This window comes from Rubritalea squalenifaciens DSM 18772, from assembly GCF_900141815.1.
Lineage (GTDB): Bacteria > Verrucomicrobiota > Verrucomicrobiia > Verrucomicrobiales > Akkermansiaceae > Rubritalea > Rubritalea squalenifaciens.
In genome coordinates this window covers 108497-130790 of sequence record NZ_FQYR01000008.1, presented here as the reverse complement: position 1 = coordinate 130790, position 22294 = coordinate 108497, and the positions used below count along the sequence as shown (strand labels likewise).

Genomic DNA, 22294 nt, shown 5'->3' with positions numbered 1-22294 from the left:
ACTTGCAGAAAGGAAAAAATTTGAAGATAGGCTCTGTGCAGCTGTCAACGTGCAGACGACATGTTGAAGATCCAAAGATCTAATAGAAATAACCGAAGACTAACCAGACGAGCCAGCTCTGGCCAATGGAAGCCGCAACTGAATGGAAACATCAGTCCCGGCTTCTGGTGACCATAGCAGAGTGGAACCACCCGGTCCCGTTCCGAACCCGGAAGTGAAACGCTTTAGCGCCGATGGTAGTTGGACGATAGGTCCTGTGAGAGTAGGTCGTCGCCAGGTTATATGCCCGCACTTAGTGAAAGCTGAGTGCGGGCTTTTTTGTGTCCGCAGTTAATAATTTTGAGAGTTCAGAGGCTGTCGGAGTGGGCGCAAATAAATCAATAAGTCATTAAATTTGATGAGTTGAAAGTTCACTCGGTGACGTTAAGTTTAGTGATTATGATTAGAACAATCTTTGCTCTCACTACCTTGGCTCTGGGCTTCAGCGCTACAACTCATGCGATCGAACCAGCGGAGCTGGCCAAGAGACAGTGCCGCTCCGTACATTTGAGTTATAAAGATATCCAGCACGATGCAGCTGCAGCTTACATGGAGGTGGAGGTGAAGAAATCTTCCCCGGGTACCTACTTCTGTGCTCTGGGCTTCAACAAGGGCTACTTCGGTATGCAAGAGTTGGCGAACGGGAAGAAAGTGATGATCTTCTCAGTGTGGGAACCGGATCATGGCCAGGACCCTCGTAAAGTACCTGATGAAAACAGGGCTAAGCTTATTGAAAAAGGTGAGGGTGTGCGCACCGGGCGATTTGGAGGTGAAGGTACGGGTGGCCAGAGCTTTTATGACTATGACTGGAAGATAGGTGAGAATATCAAGTTCTTCGTCAGAGCTGAGCCCGTCGGTGATAAGATGACGAAGTACAAAGGTTGGTTTTATGACAACAATCGTAAGACTTGGCAGCTGATGACTGAGTTCCAAACCCTGACCAAAGGTGGTAGACTAGGTAGAGGTCTCTATTCTTTTGTGGAAGATTTCCGACGTAACTACCATTCCGCGAAAGTTGCGCGTGTTGCGGATTATAAGAACGGATGGTGGATGGATGCTGAAGGTAAGTGGTCTCCGTTACTGAAGTTCAAATTTACCGCTGATCCCACACCGTCAAAGAATATTGATGCTGGTAAAGTTGAGGATGGTTTCTTCCTAGCTACCGGCGGTGAGACTGAAATGAAGACGACTGAGCTTTGGAAAGATACGATTCGTGAGAAGGGCAAAGGTTCCGTTCCTGAATCAGCCAAGGAGCTCTTGAAGTAATTATTCTGACAGCTTTGTATTTAGGCCTTTCTCATCGAGAAAGGCCTTTTTCGTGGTGATGTCATATTTGTTAAGCTGTTAGGCAAAAAATCTTGTGACATTGGTACTTAGCCGTAGTACCACTTGGGCGATGAATACTCTTCTATCAGATATAAATACACAGCAATGGATCGATGTGATCTGGAACGAAGCCGTGGAATGGACGCCGAAGGTAATTTTGGCAGTGATTACCTTTGCCATTGGATGGAAACTTTCAGGTGTAGTCGGTAGAATACTGGGCAAGGCACTGGATAAGAAAGGTATTGATTCTACCCTGAAACCTTTCTTGGTTTCTCTCACAACGGCTTTGCTAAAAGTGGGTGTTGTACTCTGCGCAATTTCTACCGCAGGGATTCAAACGACACCGTTTGCGGCTATTTTCGCGGCGATGGGATTAGCTATTGGTATGGCATTGAGCGGTAACTTACAGAACTTCGCAAGTGGTGTGATTCTTCTAAGCACCCGCCCGTTTAAAATTGGCGATGTGATCGAGGCCCAAGGCTTTGTCGGAAAGGTGCATGAGATCCAGATTTTCCAAACGATCATGCTTACAGGGGATAATAAGATGATCTATATTCCTAATGGGAAGCTGCAAACCGACTCGATGATCAACTATTCCACCATGCCGGATCGCCGTGTCGATTTCAGTTTCGGCATTGGCTATAACGATAACATCGATAAAGCCCGTGAAGTCATTCTCAGTGTGATCAGTGGTATTGAACAGATCTACGATACACCAGAGTCCTTGATCAAGGTAGGTCAGTTGGCTGATAGTTCTGTCAATCTGACGACTCGCGTCTGGTGTAAGAGTGCAGACTATTGGGATGTCCACTTTGCGATGAATGAGCGAGTGAAGAAAGCTCTCGATGAGGCCGGCATCTCCATTCCATTCCCGCAGCGTGACCTCCACATCTACAACGAGAAGGTTTCTTAATCAGCCTTGTAATTCTCCATAAAAAAAGCCCGGCTACTCAGTGGTAGCCGGGCTTTTCTATTTTAGAGATGATAATTAAGGCACTCTCTTGAGGTCCTGAATGTTCTGGTAGGCGAACATGCCCATTAAAATGGCGCCAAACATAGCCTGCATGAAGACCGCGAATAGGGCGACTGCGACAGCCGTGACGATGCTGACCATGAGGACTTGTCTCAATCTACGCGGCCCCATGATCGCTGCCAGCATGCGTCCACCATCAAGTGGTAGAACTGGCAAGCAGTTGAGTACGGACCAAAAGATACTGACGAATAGGAAGAACCACAGAAACTCATTCACCAGGTTGTTTGGTAGTTGGAGGTAGGGTAGTGCAAAGAATACACCAAGTCCGCATAATAGCTGGGATGCCGGGCCAGCTAGAGTGACCAGGAAATCCTGTTTCCTGGTCAAGTAGCCGGCTGGATACTGCGCGTAGCCTCCGAAAGCCGCCAAGACGACCTGCGTAGGTAGCCCGTATTTCCTGATCATCAGGGCATGCCCCATTTCATGGATTAAAATGGAGATGAATCCTGCGAGAACGAAGAGGGCAATGAGTAGTAGGCCATTGCCTTCGATGCCTATGCCGATAAAGCCCAGCAGGCCAAGCGTGATCCAAAAGATGGCTTCTACTCTAACAGGGATTCCTAATAATTTAAATTCTACCATGTGATCAGGGACTCGATGAGACTATCTACGCTAGATTTTCTATTTTTCCAGCAGGTTCCATGCACTGACCAAAGCTTTGAGGCCGGCCATCTCGATGGACGGATCCACGCCGCAGCCCCAGACGATGTTACCGTCTTTGCCTTGCAGTTGGATATAGGCCGCAGAATCCGAATCCGAACCGCCGCGCACGGCGTGTGAGCGATAGTCGACGAGATTGAATTGCTTCAAGCCAGCTTCATCCAGTGCGTGTACGAAGGAGTTGATCGGACCGTTACCGATACCTCTGATTTCTTTCTCCTCACCGTTGATGATGACAGTGGCGGTACAAGCGACTTCACCTTTGGTTCCTGCATGGTGATCTAGCTCATAGTCGACCAGCTGCAGCGGGCTTTCCAGGTTCACGAAGAAGCGGAAGAATGCCTCGCGGATTTCGTCCGGGCTGAGTTCTTGACCCATCTCATCCGCTAGATCGTAGATACGTTTGCCGACCTGTGGATGCATGGTCTTAGGAAGATCGAAGCCATGCTCCCTGTCTAGGATGTAGGCGATGCCGCCTTTGCCCGACTGAGAGTTGATGCGGATGATCGCTTCGTAGGAGCGGCCAACGTCTTGAGGATCGATGGTGAGATACGGTACGCCCCAAGCGAGATTCGGGTCTTCCATAATCTCACGGCTGCGGCGGTCCATGCCTTTCTTGATGGCGTCCTGGTGCGATCCGGAGAATGCGGTGAAGACGAGTTCACCTGCATAAGGGTGACGCTCGGCCACGGTCATGCGGGTAATGCGCTCATAGACGGCACGGATAGACGGAAGGTCTGTGAAGTCCAGGCCAGTGGCGATGCCATGCGCATTCATGTTGAGAGCCACATTGGCAATATCCAGGTTGCCGGTGCGTTCGCCATTTCCGAAAAGAGTACCCTCTACACGGTCAGCACCAGCCATAAGGCCAAGCTCAGTGGCTGCGGTGCCTGTGCCTCGGTCATTGTGGGTATGCAGTGATACGTCGATGAAATCACGCTTATGCAGATGACGGCACATCCACTCGATTTGGTCTGCGTGGACGTTTGGGGTAGTCCACTGGACCGTGTCCGGCAGGTTGATGATCATACGCTTCTCCGCCGTTGGTTGCCATATGTCGATGACGGCATTGCAGCACTCAAGGGAGAAATCCAGCTCGGTATCGGAGAAGGACTCCGGAGAATATTGTAGGACGACCTCTGTTTCAGGAATCGTAGGCACCAGGCTCTTCACGAGTTCTGCACCTGCGATGGCAATATCACGAATCGCTTCACGGGACGCATCCGAGAACGTGATACGGCGCTGCAGTGGAGAGGTGGAGTTGTAGATGTGCACGATGGCACGCTTGGCTCCTTTGATCGCCTCAAAGGAACGGCGGATGAGGTGCTCACGTGTCTGCACCAAAATCTGGATGGTCACATCCTCCGGGATGCGGTTTTCCTCAATCAGGCGGCGGCAGAAATTGAACTCCGTGTCGGCTGCGGATGGGAAGCCGATTTCGATTTGCTTGAAGCCAATGCGGCAGAGGAGATCGAAGAACTCTAGTTTCTCTTCGATCGACATCGGCTGCGGTAGTGCTTGGTTACCATCGCGTAGGTCCACGGAGCACCAGATTGGAGCTGTGGTGATTTCCTGGTCTGGCCAGGTACGGTCTGGTAAGTCCACTCTAGGAAATGGACGGTACTTGGTTATGGCTTCTGTTTTCATAATGAAATGGGAGAAAAACTCTGTCTGAGAAAATGTGAGGCGGGGTATTGGGAAACGCTACGGTTTCTGCACGCGGATGCGTTGCAGGGTCTTGCCTTCAGCTTCCCATTGCACCTGGAAGTCGGTTTTCGGGTAGTAGAAGGCGTCCTCAGGCCAGTCCAACTGCTGGAACTTTCCAAAGGTATTGATTTCGTCAACCACCCAATCGAAGTATTCCGGGTGGTCCGTCTTGAAGCAGAACTCGCCGCCTGGTTTGAGTGCTCTGAATACGGCCTCAAGGAACTCCTGCTGGACGAGACGGCGCTTGTGATGGCGCTCCTTAGGCCAGGGATCTGGGCACAGTAAGTGCATGCGGTCCACGGATTCCTCAGGCAGCAGCCATTCGACCACGTACTTGGACTCCAGACGCAGGACTTTGCAGTTGGTCAGTTCGTTGTTCCTCGCCTTACGGCAGACTTTCTTTACGCGGCCAAGCAGGCGCTCTACACCGAGAAAATTGTGATCGGTATAGTGTTGGGCCATTTTGATGAGGAAAGTGCCATCGCCGGTGCCGAGATCGACTTCGAGCGGTTTGCCGTCTGCAAAGATGTCCTTTGTATCCAGACGTGCAAAGTAGTCTGCGGGCATGAACTCGCAGATCTCAGGTTGGCGTTGCTTGGTGGCTGACGTCATAGGGCGGGAAGTCTGCGAAGACTGGGGGGGAAGTGCAAGACTTCGTAGGCTTAAGTTGTGGCTTTTTCGTATGCTCAGGATTTGCTTTTCTGCTTTTCCATGTGCAAATTCGCCTCGCATGGATTTAGAAACGCGTTTGAATTCGGTGGTAGGCTTTCTCCAGCTGGAAATGCCACAGGATGCGCTGGGCGAGCTCACAGGGCTTGCCGAGGAGGAATTGTACAGTTCTCGTGTGCAGGAGCTGGTATTAGCAGCCCAGATGATGGACAAGCAGTGGAATGCCGCCGTAGTGACCGCTCAGAGGCTCTGTAAGCATCATCCACGTAAGAAAGCTTACTTTATCCATGCAGCGTATTGTCTCCATGAGATAGGTGATACAACGGCTGCCAGAGAGGTGCTCCTCAAAGGACCCAAAAGCCTGATCAAAGATGCCTTGTTTCACTACAATATGGGCTGTTACTCGGCTGTGCTGGGGGACCCCAATGTTGCGAAAAGCTATCTGGACAGGGCCTTTGAGCTGGATGAAAGTCTGCGTCAGCTTGCTCAAACGGACAAAGATCTTGTCGGCCTGGTGCTGTAGAGGACTTGCAAGCTGTCTGGAGCCGTGTATAGGGCATGACCGTGAGTACACCACAAGTCGATAAGATCAAGGAGGTTTTCGAGCGTAACTTTGCCGAGAGAGGTGAGTTGGGGGCTTCTGTTTCCGTGTGGAGGGATGGCGAGGAAATCTTGAATCTCGCACAGGGCTGGTGTGATCGTACTAAGCAGAGAGAATGGACGGCAGACACGATGGTGCCCGTGTACTCAGCAACTAAAGGGCCAGCGAGTGCCATCCTACTGATGCTTCTGGAGGAAAATGGTCTGACTCCGCAGGACTTGGTGGTGAGGGTGTGGGACGAGTTTCCAAATAAGAATGCGACTTTTGCCGAGCTGATGAGCCATCAAAGTGGTTTCGCAGCTTTAGACAAGAAGGCTAGTGTATTTGACTACGGTGCGGTGATTGAAGCTGTGGAGCAACAAGCGCCAAACTGGCCGCTAGGCGATGGCCATGGCTATCATCCACGCACCTACGGGTTCCTGCTGGAAAAGCCGGTCAGGGAACTCAGTGGGAAGACTCTGGGGGAGGTGTGGCGCGAGAGAGTGGCTGAGCCTCTGGGACTGGATTTCTGGATCGGTCTTCCTGAGAGTGAGTTTGGTCGCGTGGCCACTCTCTATCCAGGTAAGATGGACAAGAGTGATCTGGAGAGTGGTTTTTACAAGGAGTTCAACCAAGAAGGGACGTTGGTCCGTAAGGCCTTCGGTTCTCCCCGCGGACTGCACGCCGTACAGGAGATGAACAAGCAGGAAGCCTGGCAGGCCGCACTCCCAGCCATGGGTGGTGTGGGAACAGCCAGGGCTTTGGCTAAATTCTACCAGGCGGCGATTGGACGCATCGAGTGTTTCAGCCATGATGTGCTGGAGTGGATCAAGACTCCAGTGATCCAGGGTGAAGACAGGATCCTCCGCACACCGACGCGTTTTACCTGTGGATTCCAGATGGACCCGCTGGATGATCATGGATCCAAGCTGAGGCATAACTATGGAGCTGCCCTGGAGGCTTTCGGGCACCCTGGAGCGGGTGGCAGCCATGCTTTGGGAGACCCAGAAAGCGGTGTGTCCTTTGCTTATATCATGAACCAGATGGAGTTGGCCGTTTTGCCCGGGCCTAAAAGTCTGGAAATGATCGCAGCTATCTAACAAGGTTATCTCTTTTGTCGTTGCCGCAGCTTATCTGACGTCTTAGACTGCAGCTTATGCGTTGGATTAATTCTCTGGTTGCTGTAGGGATGTTGCTTGTATCCGGCCCTCTATCAGCAGCACCGAAAGTGCTCATAGTGCCGGGTGAGGAAATCAGGCCCGGTGAGTCGGCTGTGTGGTCACCTTTGTTCCAGGCGTGCTGGGAAGAGATGGTGAAGCAAAATGGTGGCTTGATCGTGAAGGTAGAACCTGAAAATGATATCATCAAGCAGCTGTCGTCGTTTAAATGGAAGCGAGAGTCTGTGATGCCGGAGAATGGGTACAAGACCTATGTGGGGCCAGCTGACGAAGCCTTCCTTAAAAAGTCTGCGGAAGATGCGAGGCAGACATTTGGCGTGGATCTGCCTATAGAGAAAGTGGTGCAGAATCCTGCGGGAGTAGCCGTGATGGGTGTGCTCAAGAGAGATGTTGAGTATTTTAAGCACTTTTATCGTTCCAAGGCGCATGGTCTGAAATTTAAGACGAGTAGTGGCGAGGAGAAAGTAGTCAGCTTTTTCGGTACAGCAGGAAATGCGAGTGAGGATTTTAATAATTGCGTGAGAGTGGTGGCCTACGAGGATGGAGGTAAATCATTTGCTCTTTCAGTTCAAGGTAAGCAGAACGAAAGTGTGGTAATCTATCTTCCTAAAGGTGATGTCTCAAGTATCCAGCAGGCTATAGATTCATACCAGAAATTACCTCCCATGAATGGAGAACCTGGGAAATTGAATGATGGATACATTCACAAGAAAGATTCCATCAAGATTCCCTACTTAAATGTGAATGCCGACCGTGATTTTACCTCAGCCTTGGAGGGGCAGATTTATTACCAAGGATCGGGAGTCCCAAGGGTTATGACGGCTGCTTACCAGAGCCTAGAGATGAGTCTCCATGAAAAAGGAGGAGCAGTACGTGTTAAGTACGCAGGAAGTGATGCTCCATTTGGCGGCCCGATTAAGCCAAAAGTCATCGAGCCACGTAAATTCATCTGTGACCGCCCGTTCTATGTCTTTTTCTGGAAGAACAAAGAGGATCTTCCCTATCTGGCTATGTATGTGGACAGTCTGGATGTGATGGAAGAGTTCGTGGTCCCTACTGAGTGATTTTTCGTAAAAAGATCTTGCAAAAAGGGGCGGAGCTGGGTAAATCCCGCGCGCACTCGAAGGATTAACGGGGCATTAGCTCAATTGGTAGAGCGTCTGCATGGCATGCAGAAGGTCAGCGGTTCGATTCCGCTATGCTCCACCATCCTCCCTCTTTCTTGAGGAGGATGGCGAGATACAGAAATGAAGCTGGAATCTGAGTTCCAGATCAGGTAGATAGGAGACCCGAGCGGGTCTTTTTTTTTACCCCAAACCAAGCGATAGAATGACAAAGGTAGAAGGTATCGAACTGGCCAAGGCATGTGCACTGGCCGCTGACGAAAACAAAGCTGAGGACATCAAGATCATTGATGTGCGTGGCCTGTCTACGTTGACTGATTTCATGGTGATTTGCTCCGGTAATTCCATGCCGCACCTCAAGGCTGTCCTGCGTGACACCGAAGGGCTCGTAATTGAGCGCCACGGGGTGAAACCCTACAAGACCGAAGGGCGTGCCGAAACTAAGTGGGTGGTCCTAGACTACGTGGATGTCATGGTGCATGTGATGCATGAAGACATGCGTACTCTTTACGGACTCGAGGAGCTTTGGGGCGACGGCAAGGATGTCCAGTGGCAGGAAGAACCAGCAAGTGAGGAGTAAGTACTCCATCCTGTATGACAGAATGCGGGATTAAAGATTGAAAAGATCCAGCGCATGGGCGAGTTCTATACCCATGCGTTTTTTCTTACTCATTTCAATGTGTATTACAGTTGTTCCAGCTGTAGCTCAGAGCAATGCCGTGTATTCCTTTGAGCATGGGGGAGATAATAAATTTGAATCACTGGCTGGGATAAAGACGGAGGTTGTTGCTGATGAAGCAGTGCATGGCAAGCAAAGCTTGAAGTTCAGCTGGGGGCAACAAGGTGGCAGTGCTATTTGGCCTGAGAAGATCCAGACGGGGAATCGTAGGGATAAAGGATTCATGCAAACCAGTGTGTTTAATACCTGGCTGTACCACCCAGGTGAGGCAAGTGATGAGAAGCTGCGTTTTAGTTTCGGGCGCAATGGAGATCAAGAAGCGGACTGTTGGTTTGATGTAAAACTGAACTTCACAGGCTGGCAAATCGTGATGATGCCTTACAATCGTATGTCCGGCAAAGAGTCTGCAGAGATGGATTGGATGCAGCTTACAGCCCCTATTTCTGGCGAAGCGGGAGAGGTGCTGATAGATAATCTACTTCCATGGACTTATTTCGATCGCCGCTTTGCATATTCAGACGCTGCTTATCGTTTTACCAGAGAGGATGAACATTCCCGCTTCGGTAATGATGGACACAAGTCGTTTTATCTTCAGGGGATCAAGGAGGTGGAACCAATGGTTCTTACAAAGCAACAGGAAGCATTGATCGAGAAGCTGGAGATGCGCATGGAGAAGAGTGGAGTCGGTGGGGGTGGCTACAATCTGGAAAATTTGAGGAAGGAATATCAGGCATATCAAATCAAGGTAGTCGATAGTGATGTGAAGGGGCGCCATGTGGCGGTGGGGATTGGGCATGATGTTTACAAGTATACCAAGTTGTCCGAGGAGATGACTAAGGGGCATCTGAGCATCGGCAAGACGGGTAAGTTCTTGCTTCGACTAGCGCGGGCCTGGCATGCGGCAAAGGGAAAAGATAAAGAAGAGATAGAGAGCATGTACGTGAACCTCACTAGGTTGATGCTCAAGTCTGGCTTCCGCTGTGGTCACTCCCATGGGACACTGCACCATTTTGGCTATGCCTCCAGAGAGTATTACTTGGCGAGCTACCTTGTTAGAGGGATGCTGGAAGAGCATGGCTTGCGTGATGCCGTGGCGAAGAATTTGCAGTGGCTTAACTTTGCTCATTTCTGTTTCGATCCTCGTGCGCCTCATCGTTATTCGGACATGGATTACATCAATACGATGGCCCGCTCCCAGCTGATTGCGATTCTCATGACTGAAAATCCAGGTGAAACCTATAGGGTGTTAGAGCAGTGGACAAAGACCTTGAGTCAAGCGATTACTCATGACGAGCACACTACACATGACGGATTCAAAGAGGATGGTACGGCATTTCACCACTGGGGTCATTATCCAGCATATGAGACGGGGGCAGTCGCCAGTGCAGCAACGCTTTTTGAGTTCTTTGCTGATACACCATTCCGCTTGAGTGAGGAGGCATACAAGCATTTTGGGAAAGCTCTACTCGCACTCAGGTTCACGAGTAATCGATATAGTTGGCCAAGAACGCTGAGTGGGCGTCACCCATTCTCGCAAGGTGGAATCAGTGGGCTTAAAGGTGCTTACCTTACTTTTGCCAAGTCAGGTACACCCGATGGAAGCGAGTCACTGGATAAGCAATTTGCCAGTGTGGCTTTGAGGCTCAACGAGGCTGCGCGTAAAGATTATCCAGAGGTCCAGCCTGAAGGAGATCCTGAAGGGCATTTGGTTCAGCCCTATGCAGGCTTGAGTGCTCACCGCAGAGGTGACTGGCTGGCGGTTGCTCGTTGCTTTAGCCGCTATGTCTGGTCAGGGGAAACCTATGGCAAGGTGAACCGATATGCGCGTTATCAGAGTCATGGTGTGTTAGAAATCTTGCCTCCTGGTGGATTGACGGCTTCAGGTGTAAGCGAGGATGGCTGGGACTGGGCGCGACCTCCCGGTGCCACGGTCACCCATGTGCCGGTGGATGCATTGCCTTTTGAAAAGACGATCGTGATGCCTAGTTCGAATGAAACTTTTGTTGGTGGTGTTAATCATCGTAACCGGAACGGAGTCTTTGCCGCACAGCTTAGTGAGAAGAAGGAGAAGGACTACACCGGACTTAAAGCGAAGAAGAGCTACCACTTCTTTGACGACCTCATCGTGGCAGTAGGTAGCGATATCCAAGGAGCCAGTGAGAAATATCCTGTAGAGACAGTGCTGTTCCAGCAATCTTTGGAGGATGTATCCAAACCGGTTGAACTGAATACCGAAGCATTCAGTGATTTTCCATGGCAGAAAGAGGTGACATCAGGAGGTGTAGTTAGAGACTTGCTCGGTAATGTCTATTGGCTTCCAGAGGGTGCAGCTCTCAAAATGAGGAAGCAGCATCAGAAGTCTCGTTATCACTACGGAACGAGGGGTAAAGGTTCTGGCTTTGATTTGACGGATGACCAGAACCCACCGACTGAAGGAGACTATGCTGTGGCATGGATTGATCACGGAGTCATGCCGAAAAAGGGAAGCTACCACTATGCTATCCTGGTGCAGCCTGATGAGAAAAAATCAGCGAAGTTCTATTCTAACAAAAATGAGCAGCCTTATAAGCTTCAACAGCAGGACGAGTTGGCGCATATCGTTGAAAAAGGAAACCTGAAGTCCTATGCCTTGTTCAAGTCAGGTCCTGTAGAGGATGATTTGCTTAAAGGGGTCAGCTGCCCTTCCATTTTGATGGTTGAGAGGGGAGAAGGCGGCATTGAATTGAGTTTCTGTGATCCGGATTTACGCCTGCCGGGTAACTCAGGTGGAAGCATTGATGGTGAGATGTGGGTGCCAGCTGGCAATGGTCCAGAGGTGATGGAGCAGACCCTCATGCTGGCGGGTAGCTACCAAGCCGAGAATACCAGTGATATCAAGGTGGAGCTTCTCCCTGACAGCAAAGGAACCAAGGTCACGTTCAAGACCAGACGCGGACGAACCTATTCTGTTAGCCTCCAGCGCTTAAAATAGCAGCTCGCCGTTGAAGGGGGCGCGAGGGATTTCTTCATCGTCCTCTTCATCCTCTGATGCATCAGATTCCTCACTCACGGCTACTGGCTCGTCTTTTTTGGGGGGAAGAATGCCTTCTTGCTCTGGTTTTGTCTCTTCTACTACGGGCTCACTGTTCCCTTCCGCTAAGGTATGGGTGCGTGGGAAATGGGCCAGAGGTGCCACGAGGTTGGCTGGCAATGGGAATTGTTTCTCATGGATGCCAGGCGCAATTTCTGGAGCGACGGCATAGGCCTGTTTGAACATCTCGTACTTGGCGTCGAGGTTGTCTATGTGGTGTAGGGCGATAGCCTCAGGGGTACGTGGCAATGCGGGGGAGCCAAATTCATAGGTCCCATGGTGGCTGGCAATCAGGTGTAGCAAGTGAATGCGTACTTCATCTGAGAGAGGGTAGAGATTGTCCCAATCTTTGGCCTTGTCGTCCTCCATCATTTCACTCCAGAGCTGAGCTGCTAGATTGATACCCAGTGGAATGTGGCCGAGCATTTCGCCCTCCATGTCATAGGGCTGGGTAAAGCCTGTTTCGGGGTAGGTGTTCTCCCAGAGTTTACCGCAGTCATGAAAGAGTATGCCGGCGACAAGCAAGTCTCTATTCAGTGAGGAATAGACAGACGTGATCGCGCAGGCACAGCGCATCATCTGAGCCACATGTTCCACCAGTCCGCCACGGCGCGCGTGATGGTTCTTCCTGGCAGCCGCAGTACGGCGGAACTGTTCGCCATGGCGCTCAATGAAGCGCTGGCATAGGGTGCGAAGACGTGGGTCTGAAATGGACTTGGTGAGGCGAAGGATCTCCTTCCAGTCCGAATCCTGCGTGAAGCGGGTTTCAGGATCTCCTGAGAGAAAGCTATCGATCTCGCTCTGGTTCATGGGGCGCAAATCCCAGCGAACACCATCAATACCATATTGATTCTGCGTCCAGTCCCCGGAGAGTCGAAGAAAGGCATTCTCAGGCAGTTCTTGGGCACTGCGAAACTGGGGTAGGTTCTCCCAGATTTTGAGTGTAAATTGATCGGTTGCATCCGCGAGTGTGAACTCTAGGTAGGGTTTGCCTGACTTGGTGGTTTTTACGACAGTCTTTTGAACTTGGACGTCGATGGAGGCAGTGCGTGGGGTTTCAGAGGCTTCCTGTTTGAGTTGGGAGATAGTTAGCTTGTCCATGTTCACAAAAGTTAGAGCGGTGAGGTGGTCCACTTCCATTGGCGTGGATCTTTCGGCCCGAATGATTGAGCGATTTCCGATGGGAGGAAAAGAAATTTCGTCTCCTTTTCATCGGATCTGACCAGGGTGAAGTGCACCGTTTTTCGTATAGCCTTGGCCTTACTACGGATAGTGAGATCCACGCTCATGTGGCTGGTGCCATCTTCAGCAGGATTAATCTCTAGTAGGCCGGGAAATTGGCAGACAGCATAGCTGACTCCTGGTGTTTTCTCGTAGGTGACAAAAGGGATGTCATCTGGAAGCTGGCTGCTGGGGTAGACATCTTTACGCTGGGACTTGGTGGTGCGAATACTCACCCTGTGCAGAGTCATGGACTCATGCAGGCCGTCCTTGCCTGTTGCCATGATACGCCATTTAAAGGGGCCCTCAAGTTGGGCGGAACCAGCCATGTAGACCATGGCGGATACAGAGAGACCGGGCTTTCCACCCTGTGGTTGCAGCTCCGTACTTACGATGGCCTGATTGACCTGAGCGGGGGATTGATTGGAGTAAGTGACACTCTTGGTATGTATGTGACCGCACGATACGAGGCCAAATAGAACGATGAGACTGAATGAATTTCGTGCGGTCATTGGTCAGTTAGTAGGCGGGAGGAACAATGAGTTCGTCGCCTTCGCGGATGTCTACACCTCCTAGGAAACTTCCAGGGATTGGGTCAGCCACGGCTTTGTTATTCTCAACGGTGCCGACTTGCAGACGGCCGATAATTCCAGAGTTTCTACGGATTGCCAGAATGAGGCCTGACTGTACGTCCTCAGGTCTTTCGATGAGGATGGTTACGAGCTTTTCTTCCTCATACCACTTCTCGACACGAGCCATGAGCAATGCTTGCTTGATGCGGTTTGCTCGGGCCATTTCGGGCTGGCGTCGGTCCATTTCATTCTCAAGTAGGGCCTGAGCTTCACGTTCGGCAAGGTCAGCTTTCTTCACACTGTCTTCGTTGTCGTTCTTCAGTTCGGCAATCTCCTGCTTGAGCTTTTCGATTTGAAGCTGGGCTGCTTGGGTGGCAGCTTGTTGCTCCAGTGGGTTAGGCACGGCTTGTGGTTGGAAGCCGCCAGATCCGTACTGGTTGTTAGAAAAGTTGTTGCTGCCCAGTGGCGCGTTGGAGTTTTTAGCGGCTTCGAGTTCAGCTAAGCGCTTTTCGAGTTTCTCGATCTCCGCGGCGCGGGGATCAGACTTCTCATTATTTTTCATGGTCTGGTAGGAGGTAATGAGACCAGCAAGCAAGAGAGCGAAGGTAGCTCCAATGAGAATTTTCATCGTGTTCATGACTAGAAGGTGTAGTGATTTCACGGGCAGACGAAAGGCAAAAGTGCGGAAAATCAGGGTCTCTATGTTCTTTTCTAAACAGGCTTGAGCAGTGGGACTGATTCCCTAGGATGGGGCGCGTGAGAATGCGGATGGCAGTACTGGGAAGCGGAAGCGGCGGAAATGCAACAATCCTGGAGTCTGGAAATACCAGAATTCTGATTGATGCAGGATTAAGTGCCAAGCAGATCGTTCTGCGGCTCGAAATGCTGGGGGTGGATCCAGACAGTCTCACAGGTCTAGTGCTGACTCATGAGCATAGTGACCATGCCAGAGGGGTGGACGTTTTTCTGCGTAAACGCCGTATTCCCTTGTTTGCCAATGCCATGACTAAGGAGGCATTGGAGTGGAATTTAAAAAGTGACATCGAATGGAAGGTGTTCCAGACGGGGCAGGGCTTTCAACTGGGCGGTCTCCATGTGCATCCATTCCCTATTCCGCATGATGCCGCGGAGCCTGTGGGATTTGTCGTTGAGCAAGGGGGGACCCGCTTTGGGTTGGTGACTGACGTCGGTTATATCACGCAAGCGATGCGATCACATTTGAAAGGATCTCATGCCATTTTTGTGGAGTCCAACTACGACGAGGACATGCTGGAGGCTGATACCAAGCGCCCATGGTCGACGAAACAGCGCATCGCTTCAAGGCATGGTCACCTGTCCAACACCCAGGCTGGCGAGTTACTCGCTGATGTTGGCTGCGGTCTTTTACAAGGGGTTGTTCTCGGTCATCTGAGTGGTGACTGTAATTGCCCTGATCTTGCGACGAAAACGGTGCAAGGCTTGTTGGACCATGGCGGGCTGGACCACGTAAAGGTGCTCTGTGCCCAGCAAGATGCTCCGACCGAGTGGCTTGAGTTCGGGACAGAGTCTAAGCCTGGAGTGGCCTTGGACGGTGACTTGATCCAAACAGAGCTGTTTTAGAAGCTTAAGCCTGGGGGGCGTGTTGAATAGCCACCTTGGGCGTATCGTCATCCAATTCCGTGACTGTTTCCGCTGGGATGGGCGTGACGCGGTGGAATTGCTGAAGGTGCTCTCGAGCCGTGACTTTGGCGTGGTCAAGTCCTCCGCTGCAGAAGAACATTTGGTGGCACAAGGGGCAGTTGAAGGCATAGCCAACGGAGTCTGCCTCCATTTTGAATTCGATCATGCCATATTTTACGATCGTTGACATAGTAATCAGATGTTGGGGTTATTAGGGGGTCTAATCTATTCTAAGGGATTACAATGTAACAGGTTTCACGATGGGATGCTATTTTTTTGAGTTTCTACTCGGGCAAAAAATAACCCCGGCACCCTAAGATTCCATTCATCGGGTGCCGGGGCCGTCGTCCTGCTACAGACGCTAAGGGCCTGTCGCTAGCATGGGGGTGCTACGAGTTTTCACGCACTCGGAAGAAACGGCGTGTTGATTCCGAGGTGCTCACCGTAACGGTGGTTTGATTCTTTGTGGCAGTGAGCTGGGTCTCAGAGTTCCAGTTGCTCATGTCGAGGCTGGACTCGATGGTGTAGCTCAGTCCTGGTGTAGATCTGAACGAGATGGAGCTGGTAGAGCCATCGATCTGGGTGTAGCTGGTGGCGATGAGTGTTTCGTACTCGGTCTCGACCGTGATGGCCCAGCCATCGATAGATCCTCCATTCTTGGCTGCGATGTCGTTGACATAGAGCTGCCAGTTACCTGATGGGGAATCGCCATTGAAGCTGGTGATGTCTCCAGAGTAAGTACCAGCTGGTGCAGGGGAAGGCAGGTTGGTAGTGCCTCCGTCTGGGCCCGATGGCAGATAGGTGCCATTGCTGAGGGTGCCTGGTAGTGTTTGTCCTTGGGCGTTGAAAGTCATTTTTGCGTTACTGATCGCAGTGCTGCCGCCGTTTCCGTCCAGAAGCATGACTTTCTTGCCGGATGGAGATACGAGGAGAACCTGAAGGTCCTTCGGGTTGGTGTGGCTGACACCGTCCAAGAGTACGCTGACGCTCTTGATAGCACCGGTGGCCGCTGGCATGTCAAAGCTGGATGGATAGACGTCAGCGGTAGTCGCCTTGCCTCCGGAGATGAGGATGCCGTCGTAGTTGCCGAGAGGAGTGACCTCGAAGCTGACAGGGATGCTGACGGGGGCATTGGAGCCGACGGTTACCGTCAGGGTGGCATTGTGTGTGCCGACGGAGAGTCCGGCAGCATCGTAGTTCACGGTGATGTTGGTAGTAGAGCCGGAGGTGCTGGTGAAGCTGTCAGGTGTCGCACTGACCCATGCAGCAGAGCTGGTCACATTGACAGCCATGTTGGATGAATCCTTGTGAGTGAGAGTGATGTTCTGTGAAGTAGCGCTTCCCTCGAAGGAAACTTCATTCGCCAGTTGCATCGGAGAGAGGGTGAATGGCTCGGTTGGAAGATTACCAGTGATGGAGTATTCGCCCATCTGACCATAAGTCGGGTAGCCCAGTGAGCCAGACACTTCGGTCGTGGTAACGCGGAGCTTGTAGCTACCCTCGGCGAGCTGGCCGGACACGGAAGCGTCACGCTTGTCAACGCCCATGTCACTGAGGACAACGTTGCCGCTGGAGTCAAGTACCTCGAGTTTGAGGTCAAGGTCTGAACGGAACTTGTTGTTGGATGGCTCTGTACCCAGTGGGTAGTTGTGCAGATTGATGTTCACAGTGCCGGCACCACAAGAGAAAGAGTAGATGTCAGAAGTTTCCGGTCGGTTGTTGCTGCCCATGAGAATGGAACCTTCGGTAGCGATGTTCATGTCTGAGTCGACAGTCAGGGCCGCGATGCTCGAGGCATTGTTTGGGCGAAGGCCTACTACGGAAGCAATCTTGGCAAGGTCGTCTTCAGTGTTGTTGGCATTGGCATAGGAACCATTATCCCAAGTCACCATGGCGCGAGTCTGTGTACCCATGATCGGGCGCCATGATGTCTCGGCAGTAGTGCCTGCGTGACCTGTGTAGTAAGAGGTGGATGAGGAGCCGTCATGCTGGAGGCCCATGGTGTGACCAGACTCATGGCTGGCAGTGTTTGCGCGGTGGAGGGGATCCCCAGAATGGGTGAATACCCAGCAAACCTTGGCGTAAGAAGAACCGAATGAATTACGATAGGCAACGCCGGCCACGCTCTTGTACCACTGGTAGGTGTCCGTGAAGACGACCATCATGCGGTTTGAGCTAGATGTGGCATCGTAGACGGAGCGGTCAGTCGTCACGTTGATATTGAAGGGGAGGTAGTCCTCCTTGACGGTTTTCCAGATCTGCTGGATGTCGTGGTCGTTGTTGAAGCGTGAAGCAGAAGCATTGATTGTGTTGCCGTTGTTCCACCAGGCGGCGTTTACCACTTCACCGTCGAAATCGAGATAGAGAGTGTGCTGGCTGCCAGGAAGACTCTGAAGTGAGAGGGTGGAGCTATTTGTAGGCTCGGCATCGGGAGCTGCTGGCGCTGAGGTGTCTTCTTCGGCTGCAGGAACCGCATGAGTACCGGGAAGGCCGATTTCTGGAGCCGTGCCGCAGATGAGATCGGTAATGGCGACGTTTTTAACTTCATATTCAAGGCTGTCGTGGGTGCCTTGGATCTGGTAGGCGACTGAACCTTGTGGGTTGGCGATGGAGCCGCCCATGCCATAGCGCTCGTCATTCCAGAGTTTGAGAGTTGCGCCGTCCATATCGTCCAGGCTGACAATGAAGAGCCAGTTGCCGTGTTCATCTTCCGGCGTATTTAGCATGACCGAACCTTTGACATCCAGGTCGCCGAGTTTGAATTCAGCTTTGGCAGCCTTCGGGAGGCTTCTAAGGGCTAGGATAGGAGCCGAGTCGATACGCTCAAGTGTATTGCCTACGTTCAAAGGGTCTTTGGTGGCCTGCTGCCCAAGACGGGACAGGAGTGCTTCTTTGGCCTTAGCCTTTCTGGCTTCAGGAGATTGAAAGGATGCGCTTGCTGAATCGGAAACTTTGGAAGCTTTGGTGTCCTTGGAATCCTTGCTTGCTGCATCCTGACTCTCAATCTGAGAGTGGAGTGTGAAGAGGCTGACTGAAAGTGAGCCAGCTAGTAGCAGTGTGACGTGTGTTGGTTTGATTTTCATTCTGTCAGGAATGTGTGTGGTTTTATGAATGGAATGTAATGCTAAGTACGTCCTCTTCATGACAAGTCAATGAGAATAAATTCATGTAACTAGCTAAAAATGATAGAGATGTGGGTGGTTTTATTGTCCCGCAATGGATTTGTCCTCTCGAAGTCGTATGAAATATTTTTGGATAAATAATCTACTTATCTTAAGTGAGTTGTCGTTTTTGGGTTCGATTTTGTGAAGATGACTTCATGGTCGTCTCCAAATTGAGATTTTAGAGAGTCTTTCAAGCAGGAGTGTGAGGATTGGAATCCTTGTGTTTATCAAGGTAAACAGTCGTTTGTGAGAATGGATGTCAGGCAGAGGTGGTGCTAGATGAATTCATTTTCATGAAACGATTGTTCATCTGCTTACAATCAGGGTAGTACACGAAAAAGCCCCACCCTGATTTCAGGGTGGGGCTGGTAAATCCGGTGATGTGACCGAGAGTGCCTACTGTGCGGAGTTCTCCAGGATTCCGAAGAATGAATCAGGATCGAGGGCCGCACCGCCGACGAGTGCGCCGTCGATGTCTGGCTGGCCGAGAAGCTCTGCAGCGTTCGCAGGCTTTACGGATCCACCGTACTGGATGCGGATCGCTTCAGCAGCAGTGGTATTGTAGAGGTCCGCGATGACGGAGCGAACGAACTTGTGAGTGTCCTGAGCCTGCTCAGCAGTGGCTGTTACACCTGTACCGATTGCCCATACTGGCTCGTAGGCGATTACAACATTAGCGAGGTCTGCGTCGGAAACGTCCTTGAGACCCTCTGTGATCTGGGTGCGGAGGACGGACTCAAGCTTGCCGCCTTCGCGCTCTTCGAGAGTTTCACCGATACAGAAGATCGGCTTGAGGCCAGCTGCGATGGTCTTCTTGACCTTGGCGTTGATGATGGCGTCAGTCTCATCGTAGATGGAGCGGCGCTCGGAGTGACCGAGGATCACGTACTCGACGTGAAGTTCCTTGAGCATGTCTGTGGAAACTTCGCCAGTGAAAGCGCCGTTGTCCTTGTCAGATACATTCTGGGCAGAGACTGCGACGCTGGAGTGGCCGCCAAGTGTACCTACTGCGGTAGGAATGGAGATGAATGGAGGCGCGATGACGATGTCTGCGCTACCAGTGAAGCCGTCGAGCTTCGGGATAAAGGCGTTGAGGAAATCAGAAGTTTCCTGTGGGCCTTTGTTCATCTTCCAGTTTGCTGCGATAATTAAAGTTCGTGAACTCACTTTTCGTTAATGGTTATTGGTTAAACGTGAATAGGAATGGGTGCGGCTCTGGGGAGCCGACTATGATTTTAGATTACTTGTCGGTGAGGGCTGCTACACCTGGGAGGGTCTTGCCTTCGAGAAGCTCAAGGGAAGCACCACCACCAGTGGAAATGAAGTCGAAGTCAGCAGGGTTGCCGAACTTGTTCACGGCTGTCACGGAGTCACCGCCACCCACGATGGAGAGGGCAGGAGACTTGGCTACCGCCTCAGTGAGGGCCTTGGTGCCTGCGGCAAAGTTGTCCATTTCGAACACGCCCATCGGGCCGTTCCAGAGGATGGTCTTGGCGCCAGCAACCACTTCAGCGAAGTCTGTGATGGCTTGGTCACCGATGTCGATACCTTCCCAGTCGTCTGGGATTTCGCCGCCGTCAGAGTATGGAGCGGTTACCTTGGTCTCAGCGGTAGGGCTGAACTCCTGGGTGATGCGGGTGTCAGCAGGAAGGTGGAACTTGATACCTTTGGCCTCAGCTTCAGCGAGGATCTCGTTGGCGAGGTCGAGGTAGTCGTTTTCTACGAGAGATTTGCCGATCTTGTAGCCCTGAGCCTTACGGAAGGTGTAAGCCATGGCGCCACCGATGATGAAGGTGTCTGCCTTGCCCATCATAGCCTTGATGACCTGGATCTTGTCGGAAACCTTGGCGCCTCCCATAATGGCGACGAATGGCTTCTCTGGATTCTCCAGTTTACCCTGGAGGAATTCCAGTTCCTTCTCGATCAGGAAGCCCATGGCGGACTGGGAAACATAGTGAGTGACACCTTCTGTAGAGGCGTGGGCGCGGTGAGCGGTACCAAAGGCATCGTTCACAAAAATCTCAGCATTACCGGCGAGAGCCTTGGCGAATTCTGGGTCGTTGTCGGTTTCGCGGTTGTCGAAGCGTGTGTTTTCAAGCACGACGATGTGGCCTGCCTCCAGAGATGCACGGAGGGTCTGGGCGTGTTCACCGATAGTGTCGTCTGCGAAAGCGACTGGGGTGCCGAGAAGTTCAGAAAGACGGAAGGCGACAGGGCGCAGGGAGTACTTCTCCTGAGGCTCGCCCTTGGGGCGGCCGAGGTGGGAGCAGAGTACGAGCTTGGCGCCTTTTTCGATGAGGTGCTTGATAGTTGGGAGTGCACCTTGGATACGGGTCTCGTCAGTGATCTTAAGTTCGTCGTTGAGCGGGACGTTGAAGTCGACTCGCATGAGGACTTCCTTGCCTTGGACGTCGAGGTCGGACAGTTGCAGTTTCATTGCTTTATTAGGATTGGTTTGGATGGAAAAGCGGTAGGGGAAGCAAAACGGGGGAGAGCCTGATGTGGCAATCCCCCGTTGAAAATGTTAGTTCACGAGAACCTGAGCATTAGAGGGAAGCGCCAAGCATGGCGAGACCTTCAGCTGCACGGTTGGAGTAACCCCACTCGTTGTCGTACCAAGAAGCAACCTTGATCATGTTGCCTTCGATGGCGTAGGTGCAGCCAGCGTCGAAGATGGAGGAGTGTGGGTTGGAAACGATGTCCTGAAGAACGATCGGCTCTTCTGTGTACTCGAGCACACCTTTCATTGGGCCTTCAGCAGCTTCCTTGAATGCGGCGTTTACTTCCTCAACAGTCACTTCGGACTTCAGTTCAGCAACGAAGTCTGTGATGGAACCGGTAGGAGTAGGTACGCGGTAGGAGTTACCGTTGAGCTTGCCCTTCATCTCTGGGATGACTTCACCGATGGCCTTGGCAGCACCTGTGGAAGTAGGGATGATGTTAAGAGCGGCAGCGCGGGAACGACGAAGGTCGCTGTGTGGAAGGTCAAGGATGCGCTGGTCGTTGGTGTAAGAGTGGATAGTCGCCATGATGCCACGTACTACGCCGAACTTGTCGTTGAGAACTTTTACAAGTGGAGCCAGGCAGTTCGTGGTGCAGGAAGCGTTGGATACGATGTGGTGCTTGGAAGCGTCGTAGTCACCGTCGTTGATGCCGATGCACATGGTGAGGTCTGGGTTCTTCGCAGGAGCGGAGATGAGGACCTTCTTGGCGCCAGCGTTGAGGTGCTTCTGGCCACCCTCCTGGGAAGCGAAGAAACCTGTGGACTCGAGAACTACGTCTACGCCGAGCTCTTTCCATGGAAGTTGCTCAGGGTCACGCTCAGCAGTCGCTTTGATCTTGTGGCCGTTTACGATGAGGTTTTCGTCATCGTAGGAAACTTCAGCGTCAAGCTTACCCTGAGAAGAGTCGTACTTCAGAAGGTGAGCAAGAGTGTGGTTGTCTGTAAGGTCGTTGATAGCAACGACTTTTTCGAGTTCGCCTTTTTCGATGAGCGCGCGCAGAACGTTACGTCCGATGCGTCCGAAACCGTTGATAGCGTAGGTAGCCATAGTGTGTAAAATTTTGTTTCTAGGATTAGAATTTACCCAGTCAGAGAGACTGGGGCGGAGCG

Annotated in this window: 19 protein-coding genes, 1 tRNA gene and 1 rRNA gene; 10 read left to right on the top strand and 11 right to left on the bottom strand. The window is 51.7% G+C overall.

Translation table 11 applies throughout. The annotated features are described in order from the left end of the window. Positions 1 to 163: 163 nt before the first annotated feature. From rrf to BUB27_RS17930, 3 genes are all read left to right on the top strand, one after another. Positions 164 to 279: ribosomal RNA gene (gene rrf / locus BUB27_RS17940) — 5S ribosomal RNA — on the top strand. A gap of 159 nt (positions 280 to 438) precedes the next feature. Further along, entirely contained in the window at positions 439 to 1305 is an 867-nt protein-coding gene (locus BUB27_RS17935) for a DUF3472 domain-containing protein (protein ID WP_143185267.1), read from the top strand. Positions 1306 to 1435: 130 nt separating this feature from the next. Further along, complete coding sequence (locus BUB27_RS17930; protein ID WP_143185266.1) at positions 1436 to 2278, top strand: mechanosensitive ion channel family protein; 843 nt, start codon at positions 1436 to 1438, stop codon at positions 2276 to 2278. Positions 2279 to 2353: 75 nt separating this feature from the next. On the opposite strand, the gene BUB27_RS17925 is transcribed toward BUB27_RS17930, so the two are convergent. The 3 genes from BUB27_RS17925 to trmB are packed head-to-tail and all read right to left on the bottom strand — an operon-like array spanning position 2354 to position 5377. Continuing rightward, entirely contained in the window at positions 2354 to 2980 is a 627-nt protein-coding gene (locus BUB27_RS17925) for a metalloprotease (protein WP_143185265.1), read from the bottom strand. Positions 2981 to 3019: 39 nt separating this feature from the next. After that, positions 3020 to 4705 carry a 2-isopropylmalate synthase gene (gene leuA, locus BUB27_RS17920; RefSeq protein ID WP_143185264.1) on the bottom strand — a complete coding sequence of 562 codons (1686 nt, stop codon included), beginning with the start codon at positions 4703 to 4705 and terminating at the stop codon, positions 3020 to 3022. 57 nt (positions 4706 to 4762) lie between these two features. Beyond that, entirely contained in the window at positions 4763 to 5377 is a 615-nt protein-coding gene (gene trmB, locus BUB27_RS17915) for a tRNA (guanosine(46)-N7)-methyltransferase TrmB (RefSeq protein ID WP_143185263.1), read from the bottom strand. Between the two features lie 118 nt (positions 5378 to 5495). On the opposite strand from trmB, the gene BUB27_RS17910 reads away from it, so the two are divergent. From BUB27_RS17910 to BUB27_RS17885, 6 genes are all read left to right on the top strand, one after another. Continuing rightward, a complete protein-coding gene (locus tag BUB27_RS17910; RefSeq protein WP_143185262.1) occupies positions 5496 to 5957 on the top strand; it encodes a tetratricopeptide repeat protein in 462 nt (153 codons plus the stop codon). Positions 5958 to 5998: 41 nt separating this feature from the next. After that, positions 5999 to 7114 carry a serine hydrolase domain-containing protein gene (locus BUB27_RS17905; RefSeq protein ID WP_159435067.1) on the top strand — a complete coding sequence of 372 codons (1116 nt, stop codon included), beginning with the start codon at positions 5999 to 6001 and terminating at the stop codon, positions 7112 to 7114. Between the two features lie 56 nt (positions 7115 to 7170). Next, positions 7171 to 8256, top strand: coding sequence for a hypothetical protein (locus BUB27_RS17900; protein ID WP_143185260.1), 1086 nt, complete (start codon positions 7171 to 7173; stop codon positions 8254 to 8256). Between the two features lie 69 nt (positions 8257 to 8325). After that, a tRNA-Ala gene (locus BUB27_RS17895) sits at positions 8326 to 8401 on the top strand. A gap of 120 nt (positions 8402 to 8521) precedes the next feature. After that, positions 8522 to 8896, top strand: a complete 375-nt coding sequence (gene rsfS / locus BUB27_RS17890; protein ID WP_143185259.1) for a ribosome silencing factor — start codon at positions 8522 to 8524, stop codon at positions 8894 to 8896. 97 nt (positions 8897 to 8993) lie between these two features. After that, the gene (locus BUB27_RS17885; protein WP_159435066.1) at positions 8994 to 11966 is read left to right on the top strand and encodes a chondroitinase family polysaccharide lyase; all 2973 of its coding nucleotides are present in this window, start codon (positions 8994 to 8996) and stop codon (positions 11964 to 11966) included. Here BUB27_RS17885 and BUB27_RS17880 read toward each other — a convergent pair. Genes BUB27_RS17880 through BUB27_RS17870 form a run of 3 tightly spaced genes read right to left on the bottom strand, consistent with a single transcriptional unit; the run spans position 11958 to position 14486 of the window. Beyond that, positions 11958 to 13166, bottom strand: a complete 1209-nt coding sequence (locus BUB27_RS17880; protein ID WP_159435065.1) for a 3'-5' exoribonuclease YhaM family protein — start codon at positions 13164 to 13166, stop codon at positions 11958 to 11960. The two genes, BUB27_RS17885 and BUB27_RS17880, sit on opposite strands and share 9 nt — an antisense overlap. Before the next feature lie 11 nt (positions 13167 to 13177). After that, entirely contained in the window at positions 13178 to 13798 is a 621-nt protein-coding gene (locus BUB27_RS17875; protein WP_143185256.1) for a hypothetical protein, read from the bottom strand. Positions 13799 to 13805: 7 nt separating this feature from the next. Continuing rightward, a complete protein-coding gene (locus tag BUB27_RS17870) occupies positions 13806 to 14486 on the bottom strand; it encodes a hypothetical protein (protein WP_159435064.1) in 681 nt (226 codons plus the stop codon). A gap of 140 nt (positions 14487 to 14626) precedes the next feature. Between BUB27_RS17870 and BUB27_RS17865 the strand changes: the two genes are divergently transcribed. After that, positions 14627 to 15457: an MBL fold metallo-hydrolase gene (locus tag BUB27_RS17865; protein ID WP_159435063.1), complete on the top strand. Its 831-nt coding sequence runs from the start codon at positions 14627 to 14629 to the stop codon at positions 15455 to 15457. Positions 15458 to 15461: 4 nt separating this feature from the next. On the opposite strand, the gene BUB27_RS17860 is transcribed toward BUB27_RS17865, so the two are convergent. The 5 genes from BUB27_RS17860 to gap all read right to left on the bottom strand — a co-directional run bounded on the left by BUB27_RS17860 (position 15462) and on the right by gap (position 22232). Further along, positions 15462 to 15707: a hypothetical protein gene (locus tag BUB27_RS17860; protein ID WP_143185253.1), complete on the bottom strand. Its 246-nt coding sequence runs from the start codon at positions 15705 to 15707 to the stop codon at positions 15462 to 15464. 199 nt (positions 15708 to 15906) lie between these two features. Continuing rightward, positions 15907 to 18600 carry a proprotein convertase P-domain-containing protein gene (locus tag BUB27_RS17855; protein WP_159435062.1) on the bottom strand — a complete coding sequence of 898 codons (2694 nt, stop codon included), beginning with the start codon at positions 18598 to 18600 and terminating at the stop codon, positions 15907 to 15909. Positions 18601 to 19077: 477 nt separating this feature from the next. Next, entirely contained in the window at positions 19078 to 19809 is a 732-nt protein-coding gene (gene tpiA, locus BUB27_RS17850) for a triose-phosphate isomerase (protein ID WP_143185271.1), read from the bottom strand. Positions 19810 to 19921: 112 nt separating this feature from the next. Continuing rightward, on the bottom strand, positions 19922 to 21118 hold the full coding sequence (locus tag BUB27_RS17845; RefSeq protein ID WP_143185251.1) for a phosphoglycerate kinase: 1197 nt from the start codon (positions 21116 to 21118) through the stop codon (positions 19922 to 19924). A 109-nt stretch (positions 21119 to 21227) separates the two neighbouring features. Then, on the bottom strand, positions 21228 to 22232 hold the full coding sequence (gene gap / locus BUB27_RS17840; RefSeq protein ID WP_143185250.1) for a type I glyceraldehyde-3-phosphate dehydrogenase: 1005 nt from the start codon (positions 22230 to 22232) through the stop codon (positions 21228 to 21230). Positions 22233 to 22294: the final 62 nt, after the last annotated feature.

What these genes read in the sequence shown, in the direction of transcription:
- BUB27_RS17860 (WP_143185253.1), bottom strand. Translation starts at nt 15,707, where the DNA reads ATGTCAACGATCGTAAAATATGGCATGATCGAATTCAAAATGGAGGCA.
- BUB27_RS17870 (WP_159435064.1), bottom strand. Translation starts at nt 14,486, where the DNA reads ATGAAAATTCTCATTGGAGCTACCTTCGCTCTCTTGCTTGCTGGTCTC.
- tpiA (WP_143185271.1), bottom strand. Translation starts at nt 19,809, where the DNA reads ATGAACAAAGGCCCACAGGAAACTTCTGATTTCCTCAACGCCTTTATC.
- leuA (WP_143185264.1), bottom strand. Translation starts at nt 4,705, where the DNA reads ATGAAAACAGAAGCCATAACCAAGTACCGTCCATTTCCTAGAGTGGAC.
- gap (WP_143185250.1), bottom strand. Translation starts at nt 22,232, where the DNA reads ATGGCTACCTACGCTATCAACGGTTTCGGACGCATCGGACGTAACGTT.
- BUB27_RS17910 (WP_143185262.1), top strand. Translation starts at nt 5,496, where the DNA reads ATGGATTTAGAAACGCGTTTGAATTCGGTGGTAGGCTTTCTCCAGCTG.
- BUB27_RS17925 (WP_143185265.1), bottom strand. Translation starts at nt 2,980, where the DNA reads ATGGTAGAATTTAAATTATTAGGAATCCCTGTTAGAGTAGAAGCCATC.
- BUB27_RS17855 (WP_159435062.1), bottom strand. Translation starts at nt 18,600, where the DNA reads ATGAAAATCAAACCAACACACGTCACACTGCTACTAGCTGGCTCACTT.
- rsfS (WP_143185259.1), top strand. Translation starts at nt 8,522, where the DNA reads ATGACAAAGGTAGAAGGTATCGAACTGGCCAAGGCATGTGCACTGGCC.
- BUB27_RS17845 (WP_143185251.1), bottom strand. Translation starts at nt 21,118, where the DNA reads ATGAAACTGCAACTGTCCGACCTCGACGTCCAAGGCAAGGAAGTCCTC.
- trmB (WP_143185263.1), bottom strand. Translation starts at nt 5,377, where the DNA reads ATGACGTCAGCCACCAAGCAACGCCAACCTGAGATCTGCGAGTTCATG.
- BUB27_RS17880 (WP_159435065.1), bottom strand. Translation starts at nt 13,166, where the DNA reads ATGGACAAGCTAACTATCTCCCAACTCAAACAGGAAGCCTCTGAAACC.
- BUB27_RS17935 (WP_143185267.1), top strand. Translation starts at nt 439, where the DNA reads ATGATTAGAACAATCTTTGCTCTCACTACCTTGGCTCTGGGCTTCAGC.
- BUB27_RS17885 (WP_159435066.1), top strand. Translation starts at nt 8,994, where the DNA reads ATGTGTATTACAGTTGTTCCAGCTGTAGCTCAGAGCAATGCCGTGTAT.
- BUB27_RS17930 (WP_143185266.1), top strand. Translation starts at nt 1,436, where the DNA reads ATGAATACTCTTCTATCAGATATAAATACACAGCAATGGATCGATGTG.
- BUB27_RS17900 (WP_143185260.1), top strand. Translation starts at nt 7,171, where the DNA reads ATGCGTTGGATTAATTCTCTGGTTGCTGTAGGGATGTTGCTTGTATCC.
- BUB27_RS17875 (WP_143185256.1), bottom strand. Translation starts at nt 13,798, where the DNA reads ATGACCGCACGAAATTCATTCAGTCTCATCGTTCTATTTGGCCTCGTA.
- BUB27_RS17865 (WP_159435063.1), top strand. Translation starts at nt 14,627, where the DNA reads ATGGCAGTACTGGGAAGCGGAAGCGGCGGAAATGCAACAATCCTGGAG.